General features: G+C 75.7%; 23 protein-coding genes. 12 read left to right on the top strand and 11 right to left on the bottom strand.

The window, feature by feature from the left end:
- Positions 1-31 precede the first annotated feature (31 nt).
- Together CLV92_RS04450 and CLV92_RS04455 are read left to right on the top strand one after the other, a co-directional pair.
- Positions 32-1,036 carry an SDR family oxidoreductase gene (locus tag CLV92_RS04450; RefSeq protein WP_104431572.1) on the top strand — a complete coding sequence of 335 codons (1,005 nt, stop codon included), beginning with the start codon at positions 32-34 and terminating at the stop codon, positions 1,034-1,036.
- Positions 1,037-1,122: 86 nt separating this feature from the next.
- Positions 1,123-1,710 (top strand): vitamin K epoxide reductase family protein, encoded by a 588-nt coding sequence (locus CLV92_RS04455; RefSeq protein WP_104431573.1) that lies wholly within the window; start codon positions 1,123-1,125, stop codon positions 1,708-1,710.
- Between the two features lie 52 nt (positions 1,711-1,762).
- Here the strand turns inward: CLV92_RS04455 and CLV92_RS04460 are convergent, their stop codons facing one another.
- A complete protein-coding gene (locus CLV92_RS04460) occupies positions 1,763-3,616 on the bottom strand; it encodes a serine/threonine-protein kinase (protein WP_104431574.1) in 1,854 nt (617 codons plus the stop codon).
- Positions 3,617-3,689: 73 nt separating this feature from the next.
- Positions 3,690-4,415 (bottom strand): GTP cyclohydrolase II, encoded by a 726-nt coding sequence (locus tag CLV92_RS04465; protein ID WP_104431575.1) that lies wholly within the window; start codon positions 4,413-4,415, stop codon positions 3,690-3,692.
- A gap of 208 nt (positions 4,416-4,623) precedes the next feature.
- Between CLV92_RS04465 and CLV92_RS04470 the strand changes: the two genes are divergently transcribed.
- The gene (locus CLV92_RS04470) at positions 4,624-6,975 is read left to right on the top strand and encodes a putative bifunctional diguanylate cyclase/phosphodiesterase (RefSeq protein ID WP_104431576.1); all 2,352 of its coding nucleotides are present in this window, start codon (positions 4,624-4,626) and stop codon (positions 6,973-6,975) included.
- A 32-nt stretch (positions 6,976-7,007) separates the two neighbouring features.
- The gene (locus CLV92_RS04475) at positions 7,008-7,355 is read left to right on the top strand and encodes a DUF3817 domain-containing protein (RefSeq protein WP_104431577.1); all 348 of its coding nucleotides are present in this window, start codon (positions 7,008-7,010) and stop codon (positions 7,353-7,355) included.
- Positions 7,356-7,439: 84 nt separating this feature from the next.
- Here the strand turns inward: CLV92_RS04475 and CLV92_RS04480 are convergent, their stop codons facing one another.
- Positions 7,440-8,000, bottom strand: a complete 561-nt coding sequence (locus tag CLV92_RS04480) for an NYN domain-containing protein (RefSeq protein ID WP_104431578.1) — start codon at positions 7,998-8,000, stop codon at positions 7,440-7,442.
- A 60-nt stretch (positions 8,001-8,060) separates the two neighbouring features.
- Between CLV92_RS04480 and CLV92_RS04485 the strand changes: the two genes are divergently transcribed.
- Both CLV92_RS04485 and CLV92_RS04490 read left to right on the top strand, forming a co-directional pair.
- The gene (locus CLV92_RS04485) at positions 8,061-8,711 is read left to right on the top strand and encodes an MOSC domain-containing protein (protein WP_104431579.1); all 651 of its coding nucleotides are present in this window, start codon (positions 8,061-8,063) and stop codon (positions 8,709-8,711) included.
- Positions 8,712-8,823: 112 nt separating this feature from the next.
- On the top strand, positions 8,824-9,549 hold the full coding sequence (locus tag CLV92_RS04490) for a hypothetical protein (protein WP_104431580.1): 726 nt from the start codon (positions 8,824-8,826) through the stop codon (positions 9,547-9,549).
- Positions 9,550-9,707: 158 nt separating this feature from the next.
- Here CLV92_RS04490 and nagA read toward each other — a convergent pair whose 3' ends face one another.
- Both nagA and CLV92_RS04500 read right to left on the bottom strand, forming a co-directional pair.
- On the bottom strand, positions 9,708-10,865 hold the full coding sequence (nagA, locus tag CLV92_RS04495; RefSeq protein ID WP_104431581.1) for an N-acetylglucosamine-6-phosphate deacetylase: 1,158 nt from the start codon (positions 10,863-10,865) through the stop codon (positions 9,708-9,710).
- A 54-nt stretch (positions 10,866-10,919) separates the two neighbouring features.
- On the bottom strand, positions 10,920-11,795 hold the full coding sequence (locus CLV92_RS04500; protein ID WP_104431582.1) for an NAD-dependent protein deacetylase: 876 nt from the start codon (positions 11,793-11,795) through the stop codon (positions 10,920-10,922).
- A gap of 145 nt (positions 11,796-11,940) precedes the next feature.
- On the opposite strand from CLV92_RS04500, the gene pip reads away from it, so the two are divergent.
- On the top strand, positions 11,941-12,894 hold the full coding sequence (gene pip / locus CLV92_RS04510) for a prolyl aminopeptidase (protein ID WP_104431583.1): 954 nt from the start codon (positions 11,941-11,943) through the stop codon (positions 12,892-12,894).
- Between the two features lie 12 nt (positions 12,895-12,906).
- On the opposite strand, the gene CLV92_RS04515 is transcribed toward pip, so the two are convergent.
- Together CLV92_RS04515 and CLV92_RS04520 are read right to left on the bottom strand one after the other, a co-directional pair.
- Positions 12,907-13,539: a GyrI-like domain-containing protein gene (locus tag CLV92_RS04515; RefSeq protein WP_104431584.1), complete on the bottom strand. Its 633-nt coding sequence runs from the start codon at positions 13,537-13,539 to the stop codon at positions 12,907-12,909.
- Positions 13,536-14,051: a PadR family transcriptional regulator gene (locus tag CLV92_RS04520; RefSeq protein WP_104431585.1), complete on the bottom strand. Its 516-nt coding sequence runs from the start codon at positions 14,049-14,051 to the stop codon at positions 13,536-13,538. Before CLV92_RS04520 ends, CLV92_RS04515 begins: the two co-directional genes overlap by 4 nt.
- 132 nt (positions 14,052-14,183) lie before the next feature.
- Here CLV92_RS04520 and CLV92_RS04525 point away from each other — a divergent pair, with 132 nt between their 5' ends.
- Both CLV92_RS04525 and CLV92_RS04530 read left to right on the top strand, forming a co-directional pair.
- A complete protein-coding gene (locus CLV92_RS04525) occupies positions 14,184-14,663 on the top strand; it encodes a hypothetical protein (RefSeq protein ID WP_104431586.1) in 480 nt (159 codons plus the stop codon).
- Positions 14,664-14,708: 45 nt separating this feature from the next.
- Positions 14,709-15,332, top strand: coding sequence for a GNAT family N-acetyltransferase (locus CLV92_RS04530; protein WP_211290858.1), 624 nt, complete (start codon positions 14,709-14,711; stop codon positions 15,330-15,332).
- Here CLV92_RS04530 and CLV92_RS04535 read toward each other — a convergent pair.
- Positions 15,260-15,922 carry a class I SAM-dependent methyltransferase gene (locus tag CLV92_RS04535; protein WP_211290859.1) on the bottom strand — a complete coding sequence of 221 codons (663 nt, stop codon included), beginning with the start codon at positions 15,920-15,922 and terminating at the stop codon, positions 15,260-15,262. The two genes, CLV92_RS04530 and CLV92_RS04535, sit on opposite strands and share 73 nt — an antisense overlap.
- A gap of 144 nt (positions 15,923-16,066) precedes the next feature.
- On the opposite strand from CLV92_RS04535, the gene CLV92_RS04540 reads away from it, so the two are divergent.
- Positions 16,067-16,939 (top strand): NERD domain-containing protein, encoded by an 873-nt coding sequence (locus CLV92_RS04540; protein ID WP_104431587.1) that lies wholly within the window; start codon positions 16,067-16,069, stop codon positions 16,937-16,939.
- Between the two features lie 115 nt (positions 16,940-17,054).
- Here the strand turns inward: CLV92_RS04540 and CLV92_RS04545 are convergent, their stop codons facing one another.
- The 3 genes from CLV92_RS04545 to CLV92_RS04555 form a co-directional block, all read right to left on the bottom strand.
- Positions 17,055-19,895 carry a bifunctional diguanylate cyclase/phosphodiesterase gene (locus tag CLV92_RS04545; protein WP_158257126.1) on the bottom strand — a complete coding sequence of 947 codons (2,841 nt, stop codon included), beginning with the start codon at positions 19,893-19,895 and terminating at the stop codon, positions 17,055-17,057.
- A 190-nt stretch (positions 19,896-20,085) separates the two neighbouring features.
- Positions 20,086-20,658 carry a WHG domain-containing protein gene (locus CLV92_RS04550; RefSeq protein ID WP_104431589.1) on the bottom strand — a complete coding sequence of 191 codons (573 nt, stop codon included), beginning with the start codon at positions 20,656-20,658 and terminating at the stop codon, positions 20,086-20,088.
- Positions 20,651-21,469 carry an alpha/beta fold hydrolase gene (locus CLV92_RS04555; protein ID WP_104431590.1) on the bottom strand — a complete coding sequence of 273 codons (819 nt, stop codon included), beginning with the start codon at positions 21,467-21,469 and terminating at the stop codon, positions 20,651-20,653. Before CLV92_RS04555 ends, CLV92_RS04550 begins: the two co-directional genes overlap by 8 nt.
- A gap of 100 nt (positions 21,470-21,569) precedes the next feature.
- Between CLV92_RS04555 and CLV92_RS04560 the strand changes: the two genes are divergently transcribed.
- Positions 21,570-21,914, top strand: coding sequence for an ArsR/SmtB family transcription factor (locus CLV92_RS04560; RefSeq protein WP_104431591.1), 345 nt, complete (start codon positions 21,570-21,572; stop codon positions 21,912-21,914).
- Positions 21,914-22,561: a methyltransferase family protein gene (locus CLV92_RS04565; protein WP_104431592.1), complete on the top strand. Its 648-nt coding sequence runs from the start codon at positions 21,914-21,916 to the stop codon at positions 22,559-22,561. Before CLV92_RS04560 ends, CLV92_RS04565 begins: the two co-directional genes overlap by 1 nt.
- The last annotated feature ends 12 nt before the right edge of the window (positions 22,562-22,573 follow it).

The raw sequence follows: 22,573 nt of genomic DNA on the forward strand, positions 1-22,573 counted from the left end.
ACCGGGGACCAGACCGACAGGAGATCGCATCGTGACGCAGCAGAGGAACTCACCGCGGGTGGTCGTGGTCACCGGGTCCAGTGCGGGGCTGGGCCGTGCGATCGCGCACGCGTTCGCCGAGGCGGGCGATCACGTCGCGCTCCTGGCCCGCAACCGGGAGGGCCTGCAGGCCGCCGCCGCCGAGGTCCGGCGGCACGGCGTGCGGTGCCTGCCGGTGGAGGTCGACGTGAGCGACTCCGCGGCGCTCGACGCGGCCGCCGACCGGGTCGAGTCGGAACTCGGCCCGATCGACGTGTGGGTGAACAACGCCATGGCCGCGGTGTTCGCCCCGTTCCTGACCATCACCGCGGAGGAGTTCGACCGCGCCGTCGCCGTGACCCTGCTCGGGTCGGTGAACGGCACCCGCGCCGCCCTGAGCCGGATGACGCGGCGCGACTCCGGGCACGTCGTCCAGGTCGGCTCCGCCCTGGCCTACCGGGGGATCCCCCTGCAGTCGCCGTACTGCGCGGCCAAGCACGCCCTGAACGGCTTCTACGACTCCGTCCGCACCGAGCTGATGCACGAGAAGAGCTCCGTCCGGATCACGTCGGTGCACATGCCGGCCATGAACACCACGCAGTTCCGCCTCGGCCTGTCCAAGATGCCGAGGCGGGCCCAGCCGGTCCCCCCGATCTACCAGCCGGAGGTCGCCGCCCGCGCCGTGGTGTGGGCCAGCCGCCACCGGCGGCGGGAGGTCTGGGTCGGTGCCAGCACGGTCGCCACCATCCTCGGCAGCCGCGTCGCCGGCGGCCTCCTCGACCAGTACCTCAGCCGGACCGCGTACGACGCCCAGCAGACCGACGAGCGGCAGGACCCGCAGGCGCCGGACTACCTGTTCGACACCGTCGCCGGCGACCACGGCACCCACGGCCCCTTCGACGAGGTCGCCCGCACCCGCAGCGTGCAACTGCCGCTGACGATGCACCGCGCGCCCGTGCTCGCCGGGCTCGGCGCGGCGGCCCTGGCCGCCGGTGCCCTCGCGGCGTCCCGGCGCTGACGGCGGGCCCGCGGCACCCGGGAACCGGCGAGCACCCGGAAGCGCCGGATCGACGAGCAGCACCGGATCGACGACAGGAGCAGCACATGACCCGCCTTCCCGTCCGCGAACGTCCCGCAGGTCCCCCCGCCGCGAGCGTGCGCCCCTCCTCATCAGGCATCGGGCGCTCCTCCAGCGAAGCCGCCGAGGCGGTCAGCGACGCCCTGCGCCGGGGCGCCGGCCCGTACCTGGACCGCCGCCGCCGGACCGCCGCGCTGGCACTCGCAGCGATCAGTGCGTTCGTGCCGGTGGCGGCCTACCAGTCCGGCGTCCTGCGCCACCTCCCGGACCCGCCGCTGCCGGGCCTGGACTCCGACGCCGTCGACGCCTCCGGTGAGGCGTACAACGGCTGGAAGACCCCCGACGCGGCCCTGGGCATCGCCAGCTACGCCGTCACCCTGGCCCTGGCCGGGATGGGGTCCGCGGACCGCGCCACCAGCAGGCCGTGGATCCCGCTCGCCCTGGCCGCCAAGGTCGGGGTCGACGTCGCCAGTGCGCTGTACCTGAGCGCCGAGCAGGTCACCAAGCACAAGAAGCTGTGCACGTACTGCACGGTCGCCTCCGCGTTCACCGTGGCGATGCTGCCGCAGGTCCTGCCCGAGGCCCGCGCCGCCTGGCGGTCCTGGCGCCGCTGACGCGGTGACCGCCGCGCCGGCGTCCGCCCCGACGCCGCGGGAACGGGGGCGGCTACCGGCCGGCCGGGGTGAACGTGGTGGCCAGGGTCTCGAAGAGCCTGCGCTGCTCCGGCCAGTCCTCGTGCGGCGCGGACCAGTAGAGGGCGTAGGCCTTGTCGGGCCCGGTCACGAGGTTGCGGTCGATGACGTGCGTCCGCCCGTCCTTGCCGTAGCGGAACTCCAGGTCGGCGGCGTCCTCGGCGTAGTCCACCTGGACCCGCTCGAGGCGGACGCGCTGGTACCCGTCGAACCGCTCGGCCAGGGTGGGCTCCAGGGCCCGCCAGTCCTCGAGCGGGTCGGGCTTCGGCTCGTCCGTCTGGTCGACGAGCAGGTAGCGCGAGGAGCCCGGGTCCCGGAGGTAGACCCGCTGCCCCTTGCGCTCCGTGCGCCACCCGGCGGGCACGCCGATGCTGAAACCGCTGTCGTCGGTGTAGCTCTCCCAGCCGGCGGGGAGCTGCCCGGCGGCGGCCGGTGAGGCGTCGCCGTCCCCCGAACCCCCGTTCCCCGAGTTCCCGGACCCCGAGGTCCCGGACCCCGAGTCGCCGGGCTCCGAGTCGCCGGACTCCCCGTCCGCCGAACTCCCCTCCGCCGGGGACTTCGGCGCTTCCCGGGAGGGCTCCTCGGTCCCCGGCGCCTCCGCCCCGTCCGCGGAGTCGTCCTGCTCCGGGACGACCTCCTCCGGGGCGGCGCTCTCCTCCGGGGACGCGGCCCCGGGCGCGGCCGGGGCGCTCGCCGGGCCGCCGTTGGCGGGAGCACCGGCGGGATCGTCGTCCCCCGCCTGCACGGCGAAGGCCACCGCCCCGGCGGCCACCACCGCGGCCAGCACCGCGGGCACGAGGGCCCGGGAGCGCCGGCCGCCGTGCCCGGCGGCCGGTGCGCCCGCCCCGCGACCGGCCGGCGGCGCACCGGCGGGCCCGGCGGGAGGCCCGGACGGGACAGGAACCTGTGCGAGGGGCAGCGGCTGCGTCGTGGAGACCGACTGCGCCCCGGGGGCGGCGGCGGGGGGCGCGGCCGCCGGCGCCCACCGCGCGGCGGACCGCTCGGGACCGCCGCGGGCCGCGCGCTGCAGCAGCGGCCGGACCTGCGCGGAGGTCAGCCGCTCCTGCGGGTCCTTGCGCAGCAGCCCCGCGACGACCGGCTCCAGCTCCCCCGCGTGCGGGCGGGGCGGGACGTCGTCGGACACCACCGCCGTCAGGGTGGCGAGCGCGTCGCCGCGGTCGAAGGGCGGGAAGCCCTCCACCGCCGCGAACAGCAGGGCGCCGAGCCCCCACAGGTCCGAGGCCGGGCTCGCCGGTGCCCCGCGGGCCCGCTCCGGGGCGAGGTAGGCCGGGGAGCCCAGGACCATCCCCGTCTGGGTGATGGACGTCTCCCCCACCGCCTGGGCGATGCCGAAGTCCGCCAGGACGATCCGGTTGCCGGGGCCCCGCAGGACGTTGGCCGGCTTGACGTCGCGGTGGAGGACGCCGGCGGCGTGGGCCGCGTCGAGGGCGTCGAGCACGGCGAGGCCGATCCCGGCCGCCTCGGCGGGGGGCAGCGGCCCCTCCTCGCGGATGAGGTCGGCGAGGGTTCGGGAGGACAGCCGCTCCATGACGATCCAGGTGCGCTCGCCCTCCTCGACCACGTCGAAGACGGTCATCACCGCCGGGGAGGTCACCGCCGCGGCGGCCCGGGCCTCGCGGCGCGTGCGCTCCACGAGCTCCGCCCGCTCCGCCTCGGACAGCCCCGCGGGCGGGCGGACCTCCTTCACGGCGACGTTGCGCCTCAGGAGCTCGTCATGACCGTCCCAGACGGTGCCCATGCCCCCGCTGCCGAGGGGGGCGGAGAGTCGGTACCTGCCCCCGACAACCAGGTCCCCTGCGCTCGTCATCCCTCGATGCAAGCACCCACGGGGCGCTCCCGCACCCTCCGGGGCCCCCGCCCGCCGCTGCCGCCGCCGGCGCTCACCCCACTTCGAGGGCGCCGCGCAGGTCCAGGGTGTGGGCGGTGCGGTCCCGCTTGGCGAGCAGGTAGCGGGCGTTGGCCGGGGTGAGGTGGACCCCGGTGGGCACCGGCTCGACGACGTCGACGCCGAGGCCGGCGAGCTGCGCGGCCTTGTCGGGGTTGTTGCTCAGCAGGGCGATGCGGGTGGCGCCGAGGGCGGTGAGCATCTGCGCGGCGACGGTGTAGTCGCGTTCGTCGGCGCCGTGACCGAGGGCGAGGTTGGCCTCGTAGGTGTCGAGGCCGCCGTCCTGCAGGGCGTAGGCGTCGAGCTTGGCGTAGAGGCCGATGCCGCGGCCCTCCTGGCGCAGGTAGAGCAGGAACCCGCCGGCGTCCGCGATGCGCTCGACGGCCTCGCGCAACTGGGGGCCGCAGTCGCAGCGCTGGGAGCCGAGGACGTCGCCGGTGAGGCACTCGCTGTGGGGGCGCACGAGGGGCGGCACGCCGCCCGCGGACGAGCGCTCCACGGCCTGCTGCCAGGCGCCGAGGCCGAGGGCGAGGTGCTCGCGGCCGTCGGCGAGTCCGGTGAAGGTGAAGACGCGGGCGGTGGTGGCGTAGCCGTCGGCGAAGCGCAGGGGCACCTCGACGTCGGTGCGCACCGCGGCGGGTGGCACGGCGGGCGCCTGCGCCGCGCCCCGGCACTGCGCGGGGATGTCGGCGGAGGCGACTGGGGGGACCGGTGCCGTCATGGTGGCCCGCCTCTCTCGGGGGAGGTGCCGACGCTAGACAGCACTAGTTGTTGCGTCAACTACTTTCACCCGCAGCGCGGCCCGCCACCGCGTCGCACCCCGTCACCGCGTCGCGGGGCGCGTCCCCCGGACGGGGGAACCAGTCCGGCCACCCCGCTGCCGAGAACCCTCTGACAGGCAGGGATCCGACACGGGGGGCAGGCACGAGGTGCAGCAGCGCACGCAGGTCGTCAGCGCTCTGGCCGGGGCCGCACTGCTCGCGTCGGTGGGCCTGCTGGTCCCCGGGTTCCGCACCCCGCTGGCGGTCGTGGCCACCGCCGCCGGCGCGGTCCTCGTCCTCGCGGGCGTCCTCATCCACCGCCCCCTCAAGTCGATGCAGTGGCTGCTGATGGCGGCCATGCTGACCGGCCTCCTCGGCATGCAGGTCGCGACCGTCGTCGTGGGACCGGAGAGCTCCTGGGCGCTCGCACTGCTCACCGCGGCCCGCGCAGCCGGGTTCGCGTGCATCCCGCTGGTCCTGCTCTCCCGCGAGACCGGCGAGGACCGGCCGCGGATGACGGCGGAGCTGCCGATCGCCGGCGCCGGTGCGGCCCTGCTCGCCGTGCAGGTGGCGCTGATGATCGCAGCGCACCGCGACCCGGCCCCGCCGTGGTGGGAGCTGCTGGTCCCCGCGTTCGACGTGTTCGCCCTCGTCATGCTGCTCCACGTCTTCCTCTCCCGCCGCGGGCTGGAGCGCAGCGCCGTGCTGGGCATGGCCGGTGGCGTCACGTTCCTCCTCACCGACCTCCTCGTGGCCGTGGCGGGGCAGGACACGGCCCACCCCGGCGACTCCGTCCTCTCCCTGACGGCCGCGGGCTCCCTGCTCATCGGCCTCTCGGCGATGCAGTCCGACATGCACCACTTCGGCGGGGTCAGCCCCGGCCGCCCCGTGCACTCGGCCTCCGCCCGCCTGCTGGCCGCCCTGCCCGCCTTCGCCACCGCGCCGGCCCTGTGGGTGCTGGGGCTGGCGGGCCTGCTGCCCCCCTCGGGCGAGATCCTCGTGGTCCCGGCGGGCTACCTGCTCGCCGGCGCCGGCCTGGCCGTGGCGCTGGTGGCCCTGCGCCGCGCCGAGCGCACCTCCGAGCGCGACCCCCTCACGGACCTCGTCAACCGCCGTGGGCTGCTGCCGGCGGTGGAGGAGCTGCGCCAGCGGATGCCCGAGGGCGGGCTGGAGGTCTGCCTGGTGGACCTCGACGACTTCAAGCAGATCAACGACAGCCGGGGCCACGAGGTCGGCGACCAGCTCCTCGTGGAGGTCGGCCACCGCCTGCGCGCCGCCGTCGGCGACCGGGGCGTGGTCTCGCGCACCGGCGGGGACGAGTTCCTCGTGGTCGTCGCGTCCTCCGGCGACGGCTGGGGCGCCGGGGACGTGGTGCTGACGGCGCTCGACCCGCCCTTCGAGTGCGCCGGGGTGCCGACGCTCGTGACGGCCAGCGTGGGGGTCGTGACCCTGCCGCCGGGGGCCTCGCCCTCGATGGTGCTGGCCGACGCCGACGTCGCCATGTACGCCGCGAAGCAGGCGGGCAAGGGCCGCGCCCTGACCTACCGGCCGGAGCTGCGCGACCGGGTGCTCGGCGACTTCGGGATGCAGCGGGAGCTGCGGGCGCTGCTGGACGGGGCGGATCCCGACGAGGTGGGGCGCATGATCGTCCTGTACCAGCCGATCGTCGCCCTCGCCCCCCTGCGGGTGTCCGGCGCGGAGGCCCTGGTGCGCTGGGAACACCCGCACCAGGGGATGCTCCTCCCGGCCGTGTTCCTCGACCTCGTCGAGGCGGCGGGCCTGGGCGCCCGGCTCGACGAGCACGTCATGACCGAGGCCGCGCGCCAGCTCGCCGCCTGGGACGCGGAGGGCCTGCCCCGGCTGGAGCTGAACCTGAACCTGGGCATCGGCAGCATGCGCCGGCCGAACCTGGGCCGGGTCGTCGCCACCCTGGTGGAGCGCTACGGGCTCACGCCGGACCGCTTCCACCTGGAGATCACCGAGCACGACGAGCTGCCCGTGGAGGGTCCCACCGCCTCCACGTTCGCGGCGCTGGCCGCGGGCGGGTTCCAGATCAGCCTGGACGACTTCGGGGTGGGGTACACGTCCCTGACGTACCTGCGCCGCTTCCCGGTCTCGATCGTGAAGCTCGACAAGTCGCTGACCTCGCTCATCGAGGACTCCGGCGACGTGCCGCTGATGCAGGGCATCGCGGCGCTGTGCCAGGCGCTGGACGTGAAGCTGCTGGCGGAGGGCGTGGAGAACCCCGAGCAGGTGCCCGTGCTGCGGGAGCTGGGGGTGCAGTTCGCGCAGGGCTTCCACTTCGCGCGGCCGCTGACCGCGACGCAGTTCGCCGACCTGGTGCTGCGCGCGGAGCGCGGTGAGGACGTCGCCGCGGAGCTGGGGGTGCCGATCCTGCGGCCGGGGCTGCGGGAGCTGCCCGCCCCGCGGACCCGGGGTGAGGAAGACGACACCCCCCGGGCGCGGGAGGCGCTCTCGCGGGCGGTCACACTGGGACGGGAGCCGGCAGAGGGCTCCTGACCCGCCCGCAGCCGCACCCGGAGGAACCCCCCGTGCCGCACCGCCAGACCGCCGTCCTGTTCCGCGCCGTCGCCGTCGCCGAGGCCGTCTCGTGGGCGGCGCTGCTGGTGGCGATGTTCCTGAAGTGGGTCCTGGTCGTCGACACCCCGCACGAGGGTGGCGTGCCGGTCGCCGGCCGGATCCACGGCGCCCTGTTCATGCTCTACGTGGCGGTGGCGCTGGTGGCCGCCCGGACCTTCCGCTGGAACTGGAAGACCGCGCTGCTGGCGCTGGTCGCGGCCGTGCCGCCGTTCGCCACGGTCGTCTTCGAGCGCTGGGCGACGCGCCGCGGCATGCTCGACGCCGGCGCGGACGCCGCCGGGGCCCCCGCCCGGGGCTGAGCCCGTCCCCTCGCACGGAGAGGGCCCCTGCCGCCCCGGACCCGCTCCGGGACCGCGGCGGGGGCCCTCTCCGCGTGGGGTCCGTCAGAGGTAGCGCAGCGGGTCGAACTCGGCCAGCGGGATGATCCGGATGCGGGGCAGGACGACGTTGAACCCGCGCACCTCGTCCTCGAGGTCGAACACCTCCAGGCCGCGTTCGCGCAGCGGCGTGTACCCGGCGTTGACGAACTCCCGGAACGCGAGCAGCCCGACGCGGCGGTCCCCGCCGAGCAGCGCCTCCACCTGCGGCAGGAAGTCGCCGTCGTGGCTGCCGAGGAGGACGTCGCCGTCGCGGTCCACCAGCGCGTCGAGGGTGCGCTGGATGCCGATGTCGACGACCTTGTCGCCCGGGCCGCCGGCCAGCGGGATGGGCTGGTAGCCCAGGGCCAGCAGCGCCTGCACGAACGGCAGCGGCATGTACCCGGACGTGGCGTTGAGGAAGAACAGGCCCTTGGCCGGCTGGTCCCAGCGGCGGCGGGCGAAGTCGAGGACGCGGTCCCAGCGGGGCCGCTGCTCCGGGGTGGGGCGGTCGTTGAGGATCGAGCCGCCGAGGGTGGCGTCGATGTTCTCGCCGTCGATGATGACGTACGTCTGCCCCGATGCCATCTCGCCACCCTACTGCCGGGTCCTCCGGCGGCTCCGCGACGTCGCCCTACGCTGACGCGGATGGCGAGCATCCTGTCCGTGAACCTCGGCGCCCGTCGCCCCGTGGCGGCGAAGTCGGGGTTCAGCGGCATCGACAAGCGCCCGGCCGGGGGTCCCGTGCACGTGAGCGCCCCCGGCCCGAAGGGCACGGGCGGCAGCGGCCTGGCCGGTGACGTGGTCTGCGACACCGAGCACCACGGCGGGGACGACCAGGCGGTGTACGCCTACGCCCGCGAGCAGTACGCCGTGTGGGAGGGGCTGCTGGGGCGGGCCCTGGCGGCGGGGACGTTCGGGGAGAACCTGACGACCGCGGGCGTGGACGTCGACGGCGCGGTGATCGGCGAGCGCTGGCGGGTAGGCCCGCAGCTCGAGCTCCAGGTGAGCTGTCCCCGCATCCCGTGCCAGACGTTCGCCGTCCGCATGGGCGAGCCGCGCTGGGTGCGGCGGTTCACCGAGCACGGCGCCTCGGGCGCCTACCTGCGGGTGCTGCAGGCGGGGCCGGTGCGGGCGGGGGACGCCGTGGAGGTCCTCGACCGGCCGGCGCACGGCGTCACGGTGGCCACGGCCTTCCGGGCGCTGACGACGCGGCCGGACCTGCTGCCGCTGCTGCTGGAGGTGCCCCAGTTCCCCGCGGCGGAGCGGGAGGACCTGGCCCGGCGCCTGCACCGCTGATCGGGCCTCGCGGCTGACCGGGCCTCGCGGCTGACCGGGCCTCGCGCAGGGCGGCTCCCGCCGGTCGGCTCCACACTGGAGGGGCAGGGGCGCGAGCGGGAGGGAGGGGCGGATGCGCGAGGGCGGGGCCGCACGGGAGCCGGCGCGCGCGTGGAGCGACCGGGACAGCGCGCTGTGGCACACGTGCGAGATCGCCGCCGACCTCGCCGCCGGCGCGGTGCCGCAGCCGCGGCTGGACATCGCCACCCCGTTCCCCCCACGGTTCGCGGCCGACGAGCGGTTCTGGGCCGCCGGCCCGTTCGACCTGCTCGCGCTGCGCGCACCGGAGGGCGCCCCACCGCGTGGCGCTCCCCGCTTCTTCCTCGCCACCGGCGCCGGTGGGCTGGCCGCGACGGCCGCCGTGGCCCTCGCCAGGGCGGCCGGCGATGCGCGCCGCCGCGCCGAGGAGGAGCGGCGGGCGGCGCCGCGGTGGGTGCGGGTCGACGCCGGCGCCCTCGCCGTCAGCGGTTGCGGGATGTACTGGCACACCCCTGCGGCGCTGCTGACGTGGGACTGGGGCTCCGTCACCTCGGCGGAGGTGCTGGAGCCGGGCGCGGTGCACCTGACCGGCGAGGGACCGGCCGGCCCCGGGTCGTGGATCCTGCGCTCCGACTGGGCGGAACTGGTGTTCGTGACCTGGGCGCTGCAGCGGCACCCCCGCCACCCCCAGCTGCGCAGCGGCGGGTGGCTCCCCCCGGGATGGCTGTCGTGGTGCGCGACGCAGCCGTACCCGACCCGGCTGGCGTCCGCGGCGCTGCCACCGGCCGGGACGCGCCAGGTGGGCGGGCACCCGCACTGACCCGGCGGGCGCGCGGCCGGTCGCGGACCTCCCGCTCGACCACCGCTCGGTAGGACTCGGGGTGCCCCGCGGGCAGGCCGACGTGCTCGTCGCGGAGGAACGCGCGAGAACCGGCCGGCCTCCGCCCTCCGCGGCGACGAGTTCGACGACCTGCCGGCTCACGACGTCACCGGCTGCGCCGCGAAGGCCGGTTCCCCGCCGACCCAGGTCGCCCGCGTGCGCAGCCCGTCGTCCATCCAGACGAGGTCGGCGACGGCACCGGGGGCGATGCGTCCCAGGTCCGGGCGCCCGATCAGGTCGGCGGGGACGCGGGTGGCCGCGTCCACGGCGGTGACGAGGTCGACGCCGATGCCCACGGCGTTGGCGACCGCCTCGTCGAGGCGCAGCACGGAGCCGGCGAGCGTGCCGTCCTCCCGCAACGGCGGCCGGCCGTCCTCGAGGATCACCGCTTCGCCACCGAGTCGGTAGCGCCCCGGCGGCATGCCGGCGGGTGCGGCGGCGTCGGTGACCAGGGCGATGCGGCCGGGCGCCGCCGCGAAGGCGACCCGGCACGACGCCGCGGCGACGTGGTGCAGGTCGAGGATGAGCCCGAGCGTGAGGCGCTCGTCGGCCAGCGCCTGGCCGACGACCCCCGGTTCGCGGTGGTGCAGCGGGCGCTGGGCGTTGAACAGGTGGGTGACCTTCCGCGCGCCCGCGCCGGCCGCGGCCTCGACCTGCTCTGCGGTGGCGTCGGTGTGCCCGAGGCTGACGAGCACACCCGCCGACGCCAGGCGCCGCACGGCGTCCAGGCCGCCCGGTCGTTCCGGGGCCAGGGTCACCAGCGCCAGGAGGTCGCCCCCTGCCTCGAGGAGGGCTTCGACCGCGGCCGGTTCCGGGTCGCACAGGTGGGCGGGGTCGTGCGCGCCGCGGCGGTTCGCGGCCAGGAACGGGCCCTCCACGTGCACCCCGAGGACGCGGGCCCGGGGGCGGGCGGGCAGGCGCGGCAGGAGGGCCGCGGTGCGGCGCAGCGCCGCCGCGAGGTGCGGCACGGGCGCGGTGATGAAGGTCGGGAGCAGCGACGTGACCCCCGTGGCCGGCAGGGCGGTCGTGAGCTCGTCCCACTGCCGCTCGCTCGCGTCGACGAAGTCGGTGCCGAAGCAGCCGTTGACCTGCAGGTCGACGAGGCCGGGCAGGAGGACCCCGGAGTCCAGCACGACGTCGGCGCCCGCCGCCGACAGCGGGCGGACCCCCGTGATCCGCCCGTCGACGACCTCGACGACGCCGTCGTGCAGCAGCCCGCCGGGCGTGACGACCCGTGGTGCGGCGATGGTGACCATGTCCCCCGCTCCGTGGTGGTGGTGCCCGGTGGCGGCCCGCCTGAGCACCTCCGGTCAGGACGCCGTCAGGGCCCCGGCCAGACCGGGCAGGACCTCTCCCAGCGGGGCGTCCACCCGCACGTCGGCCTTGGCGTCGCCGCGGGTGGGGCCCTGGTTGACGATGGCGACGGGGATGCCGCGCTTGGCGGCGTGCAGCACGAACCGGTAGCCCGACATGACCGTCAGGGACGAGCCCAGCACGAGCACCGACCGGGCGGCGTCCACCATCGCGAAGCTCTCCTCGACCCGGTCGCGCGGAACCGTCTCCCCGAAGAACACGACGTCCGCCTTGAGCGCGTCCGCACCGCAGCGAGGGCAGCCCACCATCCGGAACCCCGCGACCTGCTCGTCGCTCAGGTCGGCGTCGCCGTCGGGGTTGAGCGCGGTGAGCTCCCCGAGCCGGGCGTCGAACTCGGGGTTCGCCTCGGACAGGCGACAGGACAGCTCGTCGCGCGGGCTGACGTCGCCGCAGGACATGCACACGACGCGGTCGAGGTTGCCGTGCAGCTCGACGACGCGCCGCGACCCGGCCGCCAGGTGCAGGCCGTCGACGTTCTGCGTGACCGTGCCGCCGACCAGACCGGCGGCCTCCAGCTCCGCGACGGCCAGGTGGCCGGAGTTGGGCCGGGCGCGGCGGAAGCGCCGCCAGCCGACGTGGCTGCGCGCCCAGTAGCGGCGCCGGCCCGCGGCCGAGCCCGTGAACTCCTGGTACGTCATGGGCGTGTGCCGCTGCAGGGAGCCGTTGGGACCCCGGTAGTCCGGGATGCCCGAGTCCGTGGAGAGGCCGGCGCCGCTGAGCACGACCACGCCGCCGGCGGCCACCACGTCGCGCAGCGCGGCGGTCCCGGCGGGCACGGGGCCCGCCGTCTCGGGGTGCGGGCCCGGTCGCATCGTCACCGGCACATCGTCACCCGCCTCGGCGCCGCTGTCGCGCGGGGCGGCTGCGCCTGCTGCGGCGCCGGCGACCGCCCGCTGCGGCGGGACAGCGCGCTGCCGGTCTCCCGCGGAGGCCGTCGCACCGTGGTTGGCTGACGGGATGCGCTTCCCGGTCAGCCAACCGTGCGAGACGGGCCGGCTGCCCGTCGGCGACGGGCACGTCCTGCACTGGGAGCAGCACGGGAACCCCCGCGGCAGGCCCGCGCTGGCACTGCACGGCGGACCGGGTTCCGGTGCGGGGCCGTGGATGACGACCCTGTTCGACCCCGGCGCCCACCGCCTCGTGCTGCACGACCAGCGCGGCTGCGGGCGCAGCACCCCCCACGCCGGGGAGCCGGGCGTCGACCTGTCCACGAACACCACGTGGCACCTCGTGGCCGACGTCGAGCGCCTGCGCGAGCACCTCGGCATCGACCGCTGGCTCGTCTACGGCGGATCGTGGGGTTCCACCCTGGCCTTGGCCTACGCGCAGACCCACCCGGAGCGCGTCGAACAGCTCGTGCTGGGTCCGGTCACCCTGACCCGGCACGCGGACGTGGAGTGGCTCAGCCGGGGTGCCGGCGCGTTCCTGCCGCGGCAGTGGGAGGCGCTGCGCGACCATCTGCCCCCGCAGGAGCGCGACGGGGACCTCACCGCCGCCTACGCCCGGTTGCTGGCCGATCCGGCGACCGCGGAGGCGGCCGCGCGGGCGTGGTGCGAGTGGGAGGAGGCCCTCGTCGCCCACGAGAGCGGTGGGCGGCGCAACCCCCGCTACGACGATCCGCGCTTCCGCCTGGGTTTCGCCCGCCTGGTGACGCACTACTTCTCCCACGCCGCCTGGCTGGCCGACGGCGAGTTGCTGGCGGGCGCGGCGGCCCTGCGCGGCATCCCCGGTGTGCTCGTCCACGGGACCCTGGACCTGGCGGGCCCGCTGGAGGCCGCCTGGCGGCTGCACCGGGCGTGGCCGGGGAGCGAACTCGTCGTCGTCGACACCGCCGGGCACACCTCGGCGGGCATCGGCGACGCGGTCGCCGCCGCGATCACCCGGTTCGCCGCCGGTGGCGGTCCGCCCTGAGTGCGGCGCTGCTCAGGCAGGGCGGACGGGTTGCCGCAGGATGGTGCGCAGTTTCCCGGGCGGGGTCCTGCGGGCGTCCCTGAGGTAGATCTCGTGGTGGTCGCCGCCGAACGTGAGGCCGCGGGCGGGCATGAACTCGCGGTGCAGGCGGGCCAGGACCGGTCCCTCGTCGTCGTAGGGGCCGACGTGCAGGATCTGCGCGCTGAGCCCCTCGTCCAGCGTCCGCAGGCCCAGCAGTTCCAGGGCGGGCAGCCGCTTCCTGCGACCGGCGGCGGCCCGCGCGCGCTCGACCTCCTCCGCGGTGATCCACCCCGGCTGGGCGATGAGCATCGTCCACTCCCAGCCGTCCTTGTCGCGCCGGATGAACGAGGCGGTGTCGGCTGCGCGCCACAGGCCCTCCAGCGGCGCCACCGTGAAGTCCCGTTCCCGCTCCCGCCTGCTGAGGAACTTCAGCGCGTACGCCACCGAGAAGAGCGCCTCGACGGCCTCGACGTACTCCGGGGACGTGTTGGGGTCCCCTCGTCCGTCCACGGCGAGGACGGTGGACGGCGGAACGTCGACGAGCACGAACTCCTCGCGCGGCGCCCGGTACAGGTGCCGGTGCACCCGTTTGACGTCGTACTTCTCCAGCGTTCCTGCGGTCATCTCAGGAGGTCCTCCGTCCAGGCGGCGTCCGCGAGGAGCATCGCCCTGCCGTAGTCGAAGAGCGCCGCGGCCTGCGAGGGGAGGGGTTCCTGCTCGCGGGAGCGCCGGTCCAGTTCCTCGAGCTGGGCGCGCAGGGATCCGAGGCGGCGGCGCAACCGTTCCTGCACGGCGGGGGAGGTGAGTTCGCGGCTGTTGGCGATGCCGATGAGGACGCGCCCCCGCACCGGCGACGGGGTGTCGAGGGCGTCGAGCGACTGCTCCTCGGTGATCCGGTGCCCGGTGGCGGTGAGCCGGTGCACCGAGCGCCGCGAGCCGGCCGGCGCCGGGTCCCTCTCGACCAGGCCCCGCGCGACCAGCTTGTCGAGCAGGTAGTAGATCGAGGAGGAGCCGAGGGACGTCCACTGCCGCATCCCGCGCTCCTCGACCGTCCGGTCCAGGTCGTAGCCGTGCCTCGGTCGCTCGGCCAGGAGCCCGAGGACCGTCAGCTCCGCATCGGTCAGGCGATCGGCCATCGCACTACTCTAGTACTGGAGTAGTCGCCGGGCCAGATCCCGCCCGCTGCGCACCCGCCGCATCCCGCGCGGCTCCTGCGGGCAGACTCTCGGCGCGGGGACGGCGAGCCGGACGAGGACGAGGAGAACCGAGTGCGACGCGGCTGGACGAGGACGAGCGGCCTGGTGCTGCTCGCGGTGGTGGCCGCCGGCTGCGGTGGGGGCGTCGACGACGCCGAGGAGCAACTGGCCGAGAACTTCCTCGACCCGCTCGCCGACGCCGGCATCACCACGGTCGTGGAGGACACCTGCCGCTACGGCGGCATGCCCGTCGAGGGGGTCTGGCACCTGCAGACGCACATCCGGCTGCACGCGCCGAAGGAGGAGGTGATCGACGCCCTCGCCGAGGGCGGCGGGGTCTTCATCGAATCCGACCGGGAGCCGCGGCCGGTGTGGCAGGAGGGCACCCAGCCCGGCGGGGGTGGCGGCTGGCCGGGCGAGGGCAGGTACGGCTGGCACGGCTCGGTGAGCGCCGAGGGTGCGGAGTCGGTCCTCCGGGTGGTGTTCAACAACGCCGAGCACGACGGCCTGGAGGGTGTCACCGGCTGGGCGGAGGTCTGCCCCGGCATGTGACCCGGCACGGGGAACGGGCCGCTCCGGGCGTGGCAGGCTGCGCCCGTGGACGCGACGCTGCGGACCCCCCGCCTCCTCCTGCGCCGCTGGCGCGAGGACGACCTGGACCCCTTCGCCGCGCTCAACGCCGACCCCGAGGTGATGGAGCACTTCCCCGCTCCCCTCGACCGCGCGGCCAGCGACGCCCTCGCCGCCCGCTGCGACTCCCACCTCGCCGGGCACGGCTGGGGGCTGTGGGCGGTGGAGGTGGCCGAGGGCGCGGACGCGGGCCGGTTCGCGGGTTTCACCGGGCTCGCCGTGCCGTCGTTCGAGGCGCCCTTCACCCCGTGCGTCGAGGTGGGGTGGCGGCTGGCGCGCTGGGCGTGGGGCCGCGGCTACGCCACCGAGGCGGCGCGGCGGGCGCTCGCGGTGGGGTTCGACGACCTCGGGCTGCCGGAGGTCGTCTCCTTCACCGCCACTGCGAACACCCGCTCCCAGGCGGTCATGCGCCGCCTCGGCCTGCGCAGGGACCCCGCGGACGACTTCGACCACCCGGCGCTGCCGGCGGGGCACCCGCTGCGCCGGCACGTGCTGTTCCGGCTGCCCGCGGCGGAACCTCAGCGCAACCGGAACACCACGGCGTGGCGGACGGCGGCGCTCTCCAGCGACGGGTCCGCGGCGATGCCGTAGCGGGCGACCTCCACGAGGGCGCGGCGCGGCAGGAACGCCCGGCCGGGGTCGCCGACGAGGACGTCGAGCCCCGCGTCGCGGCAGCGGTGCAGCCAGGCGAGGAACCGCTCGGCCATCCGGCGCTCGTACCAGACGTCGCCCGCGATCACGAGGTCCACCGCGGGCGGGTCCCCGCCCAGGAGGTCGGCGACGAGCACCTCGACCGCCACGTCGTTGAGGGCGGCGTTCTCCCGGACCGCCACCGCACTGAACTCGTCGACGTCCACGGCCAGGACGCGGGCCGCCCCCGCGGTGGCGGCGGCGACGGCGCACAGGCCGGAGCCGGAGGCCAGGTCCAGCACCGAGCGGCCGGCGACGACGGTCGGGTGGTCGAGCAGGTAGCGCGCCACGGCCTGCCCGCCGGCCCACGCGGCGGCCCAGAACGGCGGCTCGGTGCCCGAGCGCCCGAAGCGCTCCTCGACCTGCTGCCACAGGGCGGTGGTGTCCTCGGCCAGGAGCAGCCGCAGCTCGGGCACCAGCTCCGGGCGCACCGGCCGGGTGCCCGCGAGGACGAAGTCCCGCATCGCGTCGGCGCCCGGCGTCGTCGTCATCGCCCCATCCTGCGCCACGCCGCCGGGCCGCGCCGGGTTCACCCACCTGATCTCCGTCCGGGGCTAGATTGCTCCGGGCCGCCTGCTGCACGGGCGGCCGCGCGGGGTGGCTGCACGGGGTGCACGACGGGTCTGGAGGAGCGTGTGACCGAGGACTCCAGGTCCGAGCGCAGCGACGCGGGCTCCTTCGCCCCCCACGTCCCCTACATCGCCCCCCGCAAGCGCCGTGACGGCGGCCCCGCCGGGTCGCTGGAGCAGGCGCGGGAGCGCGAGCGGGCCCTGCGGGCGGCGGAGCGGGGACCGGCGCAGCGGGACCCGCGGACGTGGGTGGCCGCTGCGCTGCTCGTCGCGGCGGTCGTGGCGCTGCTGCTCGGCGGGGCCCTGCTGGGCCCGGCCCTGTGCCTGGCCGCGCTGCTCGCCGCCGCCGCGGTGATCGCGCCGCGCTACCGCCGCGGCGCCGCCGACCGCGCGCTCACCGCGCAGATCCGCCGGGAGCGGCACACCGCCAGGGCGCTGGAGGAGCTCCGCGGCCACGGCTGGACCGTGCTCCACGACCGCCTGGTCCCGGGCACGGAGCACCGCGTCGCCCACGTCCTGGCCGGCCCCGCGGGTGTCGTCGTCGCCACTCCGCTCCCCGTGCACGGCCCCGTCCACCAGCGCGGCGACGCCCTCATGACGGGGGACGTGATCCTCACGGAGTGGTTCGGCGCCCGCTGGTGGGAGGTCGAGCAGATCAACGAGGAGCTGGCGCAGCGGCTGTCCGGGTGGCCGTGGAAGGGCCCGATCTACCCGGTCGTCCTCGTCTCCCCGGAGTCGAGGGGCCTGCTCGCGAGGCTGCGGCGGGAGCCGGCCGTCCCTGCGCGCTTCCCGTTCGCCTACCGCGACGTGGCGCTGCGCTCCACCGACCGCGTGCGGCACTGGGTGACGGCGATGCCCGCGCCGCTCGGGCAGCTCGCGGTCGCGGAGCTGACGTCGGAGCTGGCTGACGCCTGCCCGCCGGCGGCGACGGCGGACTGAGGGCCGGCGAGGGCGGGGACCGGCACCGACCCCGACGGGCCGAGGCGTCCGCTCGCCACCTCACGTCCGCTGGGTCGCTGAGGAGCCCGCGAGGTGGTGCGCGGTGCGCACCCTGCTAGGACTGCGGGTGCTCGCTGCCTGCCTGGTCGCCCATCCACCGCGCGGCGAAGACCGCGGCGGACGTGGGACGGCCGATGTGGAAGCCCTGGGCGTACCCGCAACCGAGGTCTGCCACCAGCTGCAGCTCCTCGGCGCTCTCCACCCCCTCCGCCACGCAGCTCAGCCCGAACTCCTGGGCCAGACCGCACACCGCCGCGATGAGCGCGGCGTCGCGCGAACCCGCCTCCGTACCGCTGACGAAGGAGCGGTCCACCTTCAGCTGGTGCACGGGCAGGTGGCGCAGGTGGGCCAAGGACGAGTAGCCGGTGCCGAAGTCGTCGATCGACAGGTTCGCGCCGAGGGAGGCCAGCGCGTGGACCGCCTCGCTCATGTTCGAGCGCTCCGACATCAGCGTCGTCTCGGTGATCTCCAGACTCAGCTCGGCCGGGGAGAGGTCGTTGTCCCCGATCGCGCGCTCGACGCTGGTGAGGAGGGCGGCGCCGAGCTGCTGCGGGGAGAGGTTGACAGCCATCCGGAAGCCACTGGGCAGCAGGTTCCGCCCCTTCCACTCGCCGAGCTGGTGCAGCGCCTCGCCGAGGACCCACTCCCCCAGCGGCACGATGAACCCCGTCTCCTCTGCCAGCGGGATGAACTGGTCCGGCGGGACCGGGCCGATGCCGGGGCGGTTCCAGCGCAACAGCGCCTCAGCGCCGTGCAACCGCCCCGTGGACACGTCGATGACCGGCTGGTAGTGCACGGCCAGCTCGCCGTGCTCGAGCCCCCGGCGCAGGGCCTGTTCGACGTCGAGGTGCCGCAGGGCCTGGTAGCGCAGACCCGCCTCGAAGCGGGAGGCGCGGTTTCGCCCGAGCTCCTTGGCCAGGTACATCGCGGTGTCGGCCTCGCGCAGGAGGTCCGCCGGGCGGTGGTGCTGGTGGGCGAGGGTCACCCCGATGGAGGCGGTGATGCGCAGCTCCCGCCCGTCGACCTCGGCCGGCTGCTGGAAGGCGTCGACAATCCGCTGGGCGATGGCCTCGGCGACCGCTGCGTCGGTGTCCTCGCACAGGACCATGAACTCGTCACCGCCGAGGCGGGCGACCGTGTCGGTGGCACGGGCCACCTGGCTGATGCGGTGGGCGGCGTGGATGAGCAGGTTGTCACCGACGTCGTGGCCGAAGGAGTCGTTGACCAGCTTGAAGCGGTCCAGGTCGATGAACAGCAGCGCGACGGACGTGCCGCGGGCGTGGCGGTGCAGCGCGTGCTCCAGGCGGTCCATCAGCAGTCGCCGGTTGGGAAGGCCCGTGAGGGCGTCGTGCAGGCCGAGGTGGGCCAGTCGGCTCTCGGCGCGGCGGAGCAGGACGGCGTCGATGTCGCGTCGCAGCTCCTCCGCCTCGGAGACCTCCACCGGGTCCCAGGGCAGGCAGCGCCCGGAGACGCTCTGGCGCCAGGCGGAGAAGGAGTTGCGTGGCGACAGCGGGGTCTCGCGGTTCAGCGGTGACTGGTCGCCGAGCCAGTCCACGCTCTGGTCGACCTCGCGGCGGAACCAGGCGACGTAGTCGCGGTCGCTGCCGAACGGCACCAGCACCAGGCCGGCGGCTGCGGGCAGGAGCCCGGCGAGTTCGGGGTGGTCGGTGGGCAGCGCATCGGTGACGAGCGGGAGGTCACCTCCTGCACCGCTGCGCAAGCGGTCGACCACGGCCTGCACCTGCGGCTGCGGCGGGGTGGTCCCCAGCGCGGTGAACTCCTCCTCCAGGCAGATGACGGCGCCGTCCGCAGGAACGAGGTCGAGCACCGTGACCTCGCCCCGGGTGAGGCCCTCGGCGACGTCGTCGCTGCCGACCATCTGCTCGACCAGCCGGGTCCGCAGGTGCTGCACCTCGAGCCGTCTCCTCAGCCGCTGCGTCTCCTGCAGACCGGTGAGCCTGGCGGTGAGCTGCTGGGCCAGGAACTCGCAGACCCGGCGCAGCGGATGGGGCACGTGGCGCGCCGTCCGGTCGCCGCAGGAGATCATCCCGATCAGCTGCCCGTCGTGCACCACGGGCAGCGACAGGCTCGCCCCGATCCCCATGTTGCGCATGAACTTCTCGTGGTGCGGCGACACGGCCCGCAGCTGGGCCAGGCTGAGGTCGAGGGGCACCTGCCCACCGACGGGGCCGGACGTGACGAGCTCCGCAGGGCCCTCGTCCGCGAGGACGATCATCCGTGACGGCTGCAGCACGTACAGCCTGCGTGCCTGGGCGGGGATGTCGGAGGCGGGGTAGTGCAGCCCCAGGTAGGGCTCGAGCTGCCCGGACCGGTCCTCCGCGACCACCTCCCCGTGACCGTCGGGGTGGAAGTGGTACACCATGACCCGCTCGAAACCGGTGAGGTGGCGGACCTGCTGCGCCGCGGCCGTGCGCAACTCCTCGACGGTCTCGCAGCGGGAGAGCCGGCGCATGCCGGCGTGCAGGTCGGCGAGCAGCCGGTCCGGCGAGGCGGCGGTGGAGCGCTCGATCTCGACGACGAGGGGGCCACCGGCCTCGTGGGCGACGACGTCGACGCCCCGACCATCGATCCTGGCGCGGAACGCGGAGACGGCATCGTCTGCTGCTGCGGTCGGGCCGGTGCGCAACCGCCGGGAGGGTCCCTTCCCGATCACCACCTCGAGGTGCTGGCCGAGAACCACCTCGGGGGGTCCGCTCAGGAGCCTGCTGCAGTTGGCACTGACCTGCAGGACCTCGTGCGTCACCGGATCGGCGGCGAGCAGGACACCGTGGGGTTGCACTGCGCCGGGGACGTGGATCGGTTCCCGGGCGCACTCGTCGAGCCGTCTGCGCTCGTCGTCGGGGAGGAGGTCCTCCACCCGCGTCACGTCGCTCACGTCGGCGGTCCGGCCTGCGCAGAGCAGGCGGGTGCGGCCCTGCCGTGGAGCGGGCCGCCTGTCGGGACGGGCATGCTCACCTCTTCCCGCTCGAGGGGCACATGACGTCGCCACTACACTCAGCGTAGCCGGACTGCACCTCTTCGTTGAGCGCCGCACCGGATGTCGATCCGGGTCGCGGACGGCGCGTTCAGGCCTCCCGACCCCGCCCCGCCAGCACCGCGTCCAGCCCCGCCACGAGGAACCGGTAGCTGCGGTCGACGTCCCGGGGCAGGCCGAAACCGCCCTCGACCTCCAGCGTGGCGAACCCGTGCAGGGCCGCGCGCAGGGCCCGCGCGGCGTCCACGGCCTCGTCGCCGGCGAGGCCGTAGCCGGCGAGGACGGCGAGCACGGTCCGCAGCACCCCGTCGGCCGCGGCGAGGTGCTCGGCGTCGCCCGGGTCGGGCGCGCGGACGGTCGCGGCGTAGCGGCCGGGGTGCCGGCGGGCGTAGTCGCGGTACGCGTCGGCCACGGCGTGCAGGGCGTCGGCTCCGGACCGGCCGAGGGCCGCCCCACCCAGCGCCTCCCCGAGTTCGCGCGTGGCGAGGACCGCCAGGTCCCGGCGCAGGCCGTCGAGGGAGTCGATGTGCTTGTAGAGGCTGGGCAGGCGGACCCCGAGCCGCTCGGCGACCAGCGCGAGGGTGAGCCGGGGGAACCCGACGTCGTCGCTGACGGCGGCGGCGGCCTGGGCGACGACGCGCGGGTTCAGCCCGGCCCTAGGCACGGGCGCTGACCCGCTGGGCGAACTCCACGATCGCGGGGCCGACGGTGCCGGGGACCTCGACCTGCGGGTAGTGCCCTGCACCGGGCACCAGCAGCAGCTCCCCGCGCAGGCGCTGCGCGACCCAGCGGCCCTCCGCAGCCGGGTCGGGGAAGTCGGGGTCGCGCTCGCCCATCACGACGAGGGTCGGGGCGGACACCTCGTCCAGGCGGGCCTCGACGGGGGCGTGGCTGGTGCGGGTGGTGGCGCGGAACGCGGCCGCGTAGCCGGGGCGGCGCATGCTCGCGGAGACGGCCGCGACGTGCTCGGCGAGGTCGTCGGGGCGGTGTCCCGGGTAGAGCTTCGGCAGGTAGGACGTCCAGACGCGGGGAGCCCACGGGCCGGCCATGGCGGCGCGGAAGGCCCACGCCAGCAACGGGTTCATCGTCGGGTTGCGGACGAAGGGGCCGAGGAGCACCAGCCCGCTCACCGCGTCGGGGCGCTCCGCGGCCGCCCATGCGGCCGCGCCGGCGCCCATGGAGTTCCCGACGACGACGGCGGGGCCGCCCAGCTCGGCCACCACGGCGAGCACGTCCTCCCCGGCGGCGACGTCGTCGTAGCGGTCGAACGTGGCGTCGCTGCCGCCGTGGCCACGGAGGTCCATCGCAGCCACCCGGAAACCCGCCTGCACCAGCAGGGGCGCGGTGCGGCGGTAGGAGCTGCGCAGCTCCCCCATGCCCGGCACGCAGACCACGAGGGGGCCGCTGCCGTGGACCTCGTAGGCGATCCGCCCGCCGGGGCGCTGGACGTGGCGGACCTCTGCACCAGCGGACATCGCAGCCTCCTCGGCTAGTTCAGTTAGCTGAAAAGCTAACACCATTAGCCAGCGAGCACCACTCTAGCTTTCAGTACATCAAGCGATGTACTGTCCGGGCATGGAACCGCTGCCCCACGGCGAGGTCCTGGCCCGCTTCGGCCACGCCCTCTCCGACCCCACCCGCGCCCGGCTGCTGCTGGCGCTACGCGAGGCCCCCGGCTACCCCGCCGAACTCGCGGACCTGCTCGGGGTCTCCCGCCAGAACCTGTCCAACCACCTCGCCTGCCTGCGCGGCTGCGGTCTCGTCGTCTCCGTGCCCGAGGGCCGCCGCAGCCGCTACGAGCTGGCCGACGAGCGCCTCGCGCACGCCCTGGGCGACCTGCTCGGCGTCGTGCTCGCCGTCGACCCCGCGGCCTGCGAGGGCACGGGCGCCTGCGCTCCGGCCGAGGAGGTCGACGCCTGATGGACGCCCTCGCACTGACCGCGTACTCGCTCGGCGTCGCCGTCGCCTTCGGCGGCCGCAGCTGGCTGCAGCGGCGCCGCACCGGTTCCGCCGGGTTCAACGGCTTCTCCGGTGCGCCCTGGTCCCTGGAGCGCGCCGCCGGGGTCCTCTTCGCCGCCGCCGTCGTCGCCGGGCTGCTCGCCCCCGCCCTCGCCGTCACCGGGGTGCTCGGCACCCTCGCCCTCCTCGACGGCACCGGCACCCGGGTCGCGGGCCTCGGCCTCGTGCTCGCCGGGTTCACCGGGACCGTGGCCTCGCAGGCGGCGATGGGGAACTCCTGGCGCATCGGCGTCGACGAGGCGGAGCGCACCGACCTGGTCACCTCCGGCCTGTTCGCCCGCGTGCGCAACCCGATCTTCACCGCGATGCTCACCGCGCAGGCCGGCCTGGCGCTGGCCGTGCCGAACGCCCTCTCGCTCGCCGCGCTGGCCGCGCTCCTGCTCGCCGTGCAGGTGCAGGTCCGCCGCGTGGAGGAGCCGTACCTGCTGCGCACCCACGGCGGGGCGTACCGCGCCTACGCCGCCCGCACCGGCCGGTTCCTGCCGGGGCTCGGCAGGCTGCGCGCCGCCGGCCGCGAGGCCGCGCACGCCGGCACGACCGCCGGGTAGTCGGCCCGCCGG

Source organism: Kineococcus xinjiangensis (genome assembly GCF_002934625.1).
Lineage (GTDB): Bacteria > Actinomycetota > Actinomycetes > Actinomycetales > Kineococcaceae > Kineococcus_A > Kineococcus_A xinjiangensis.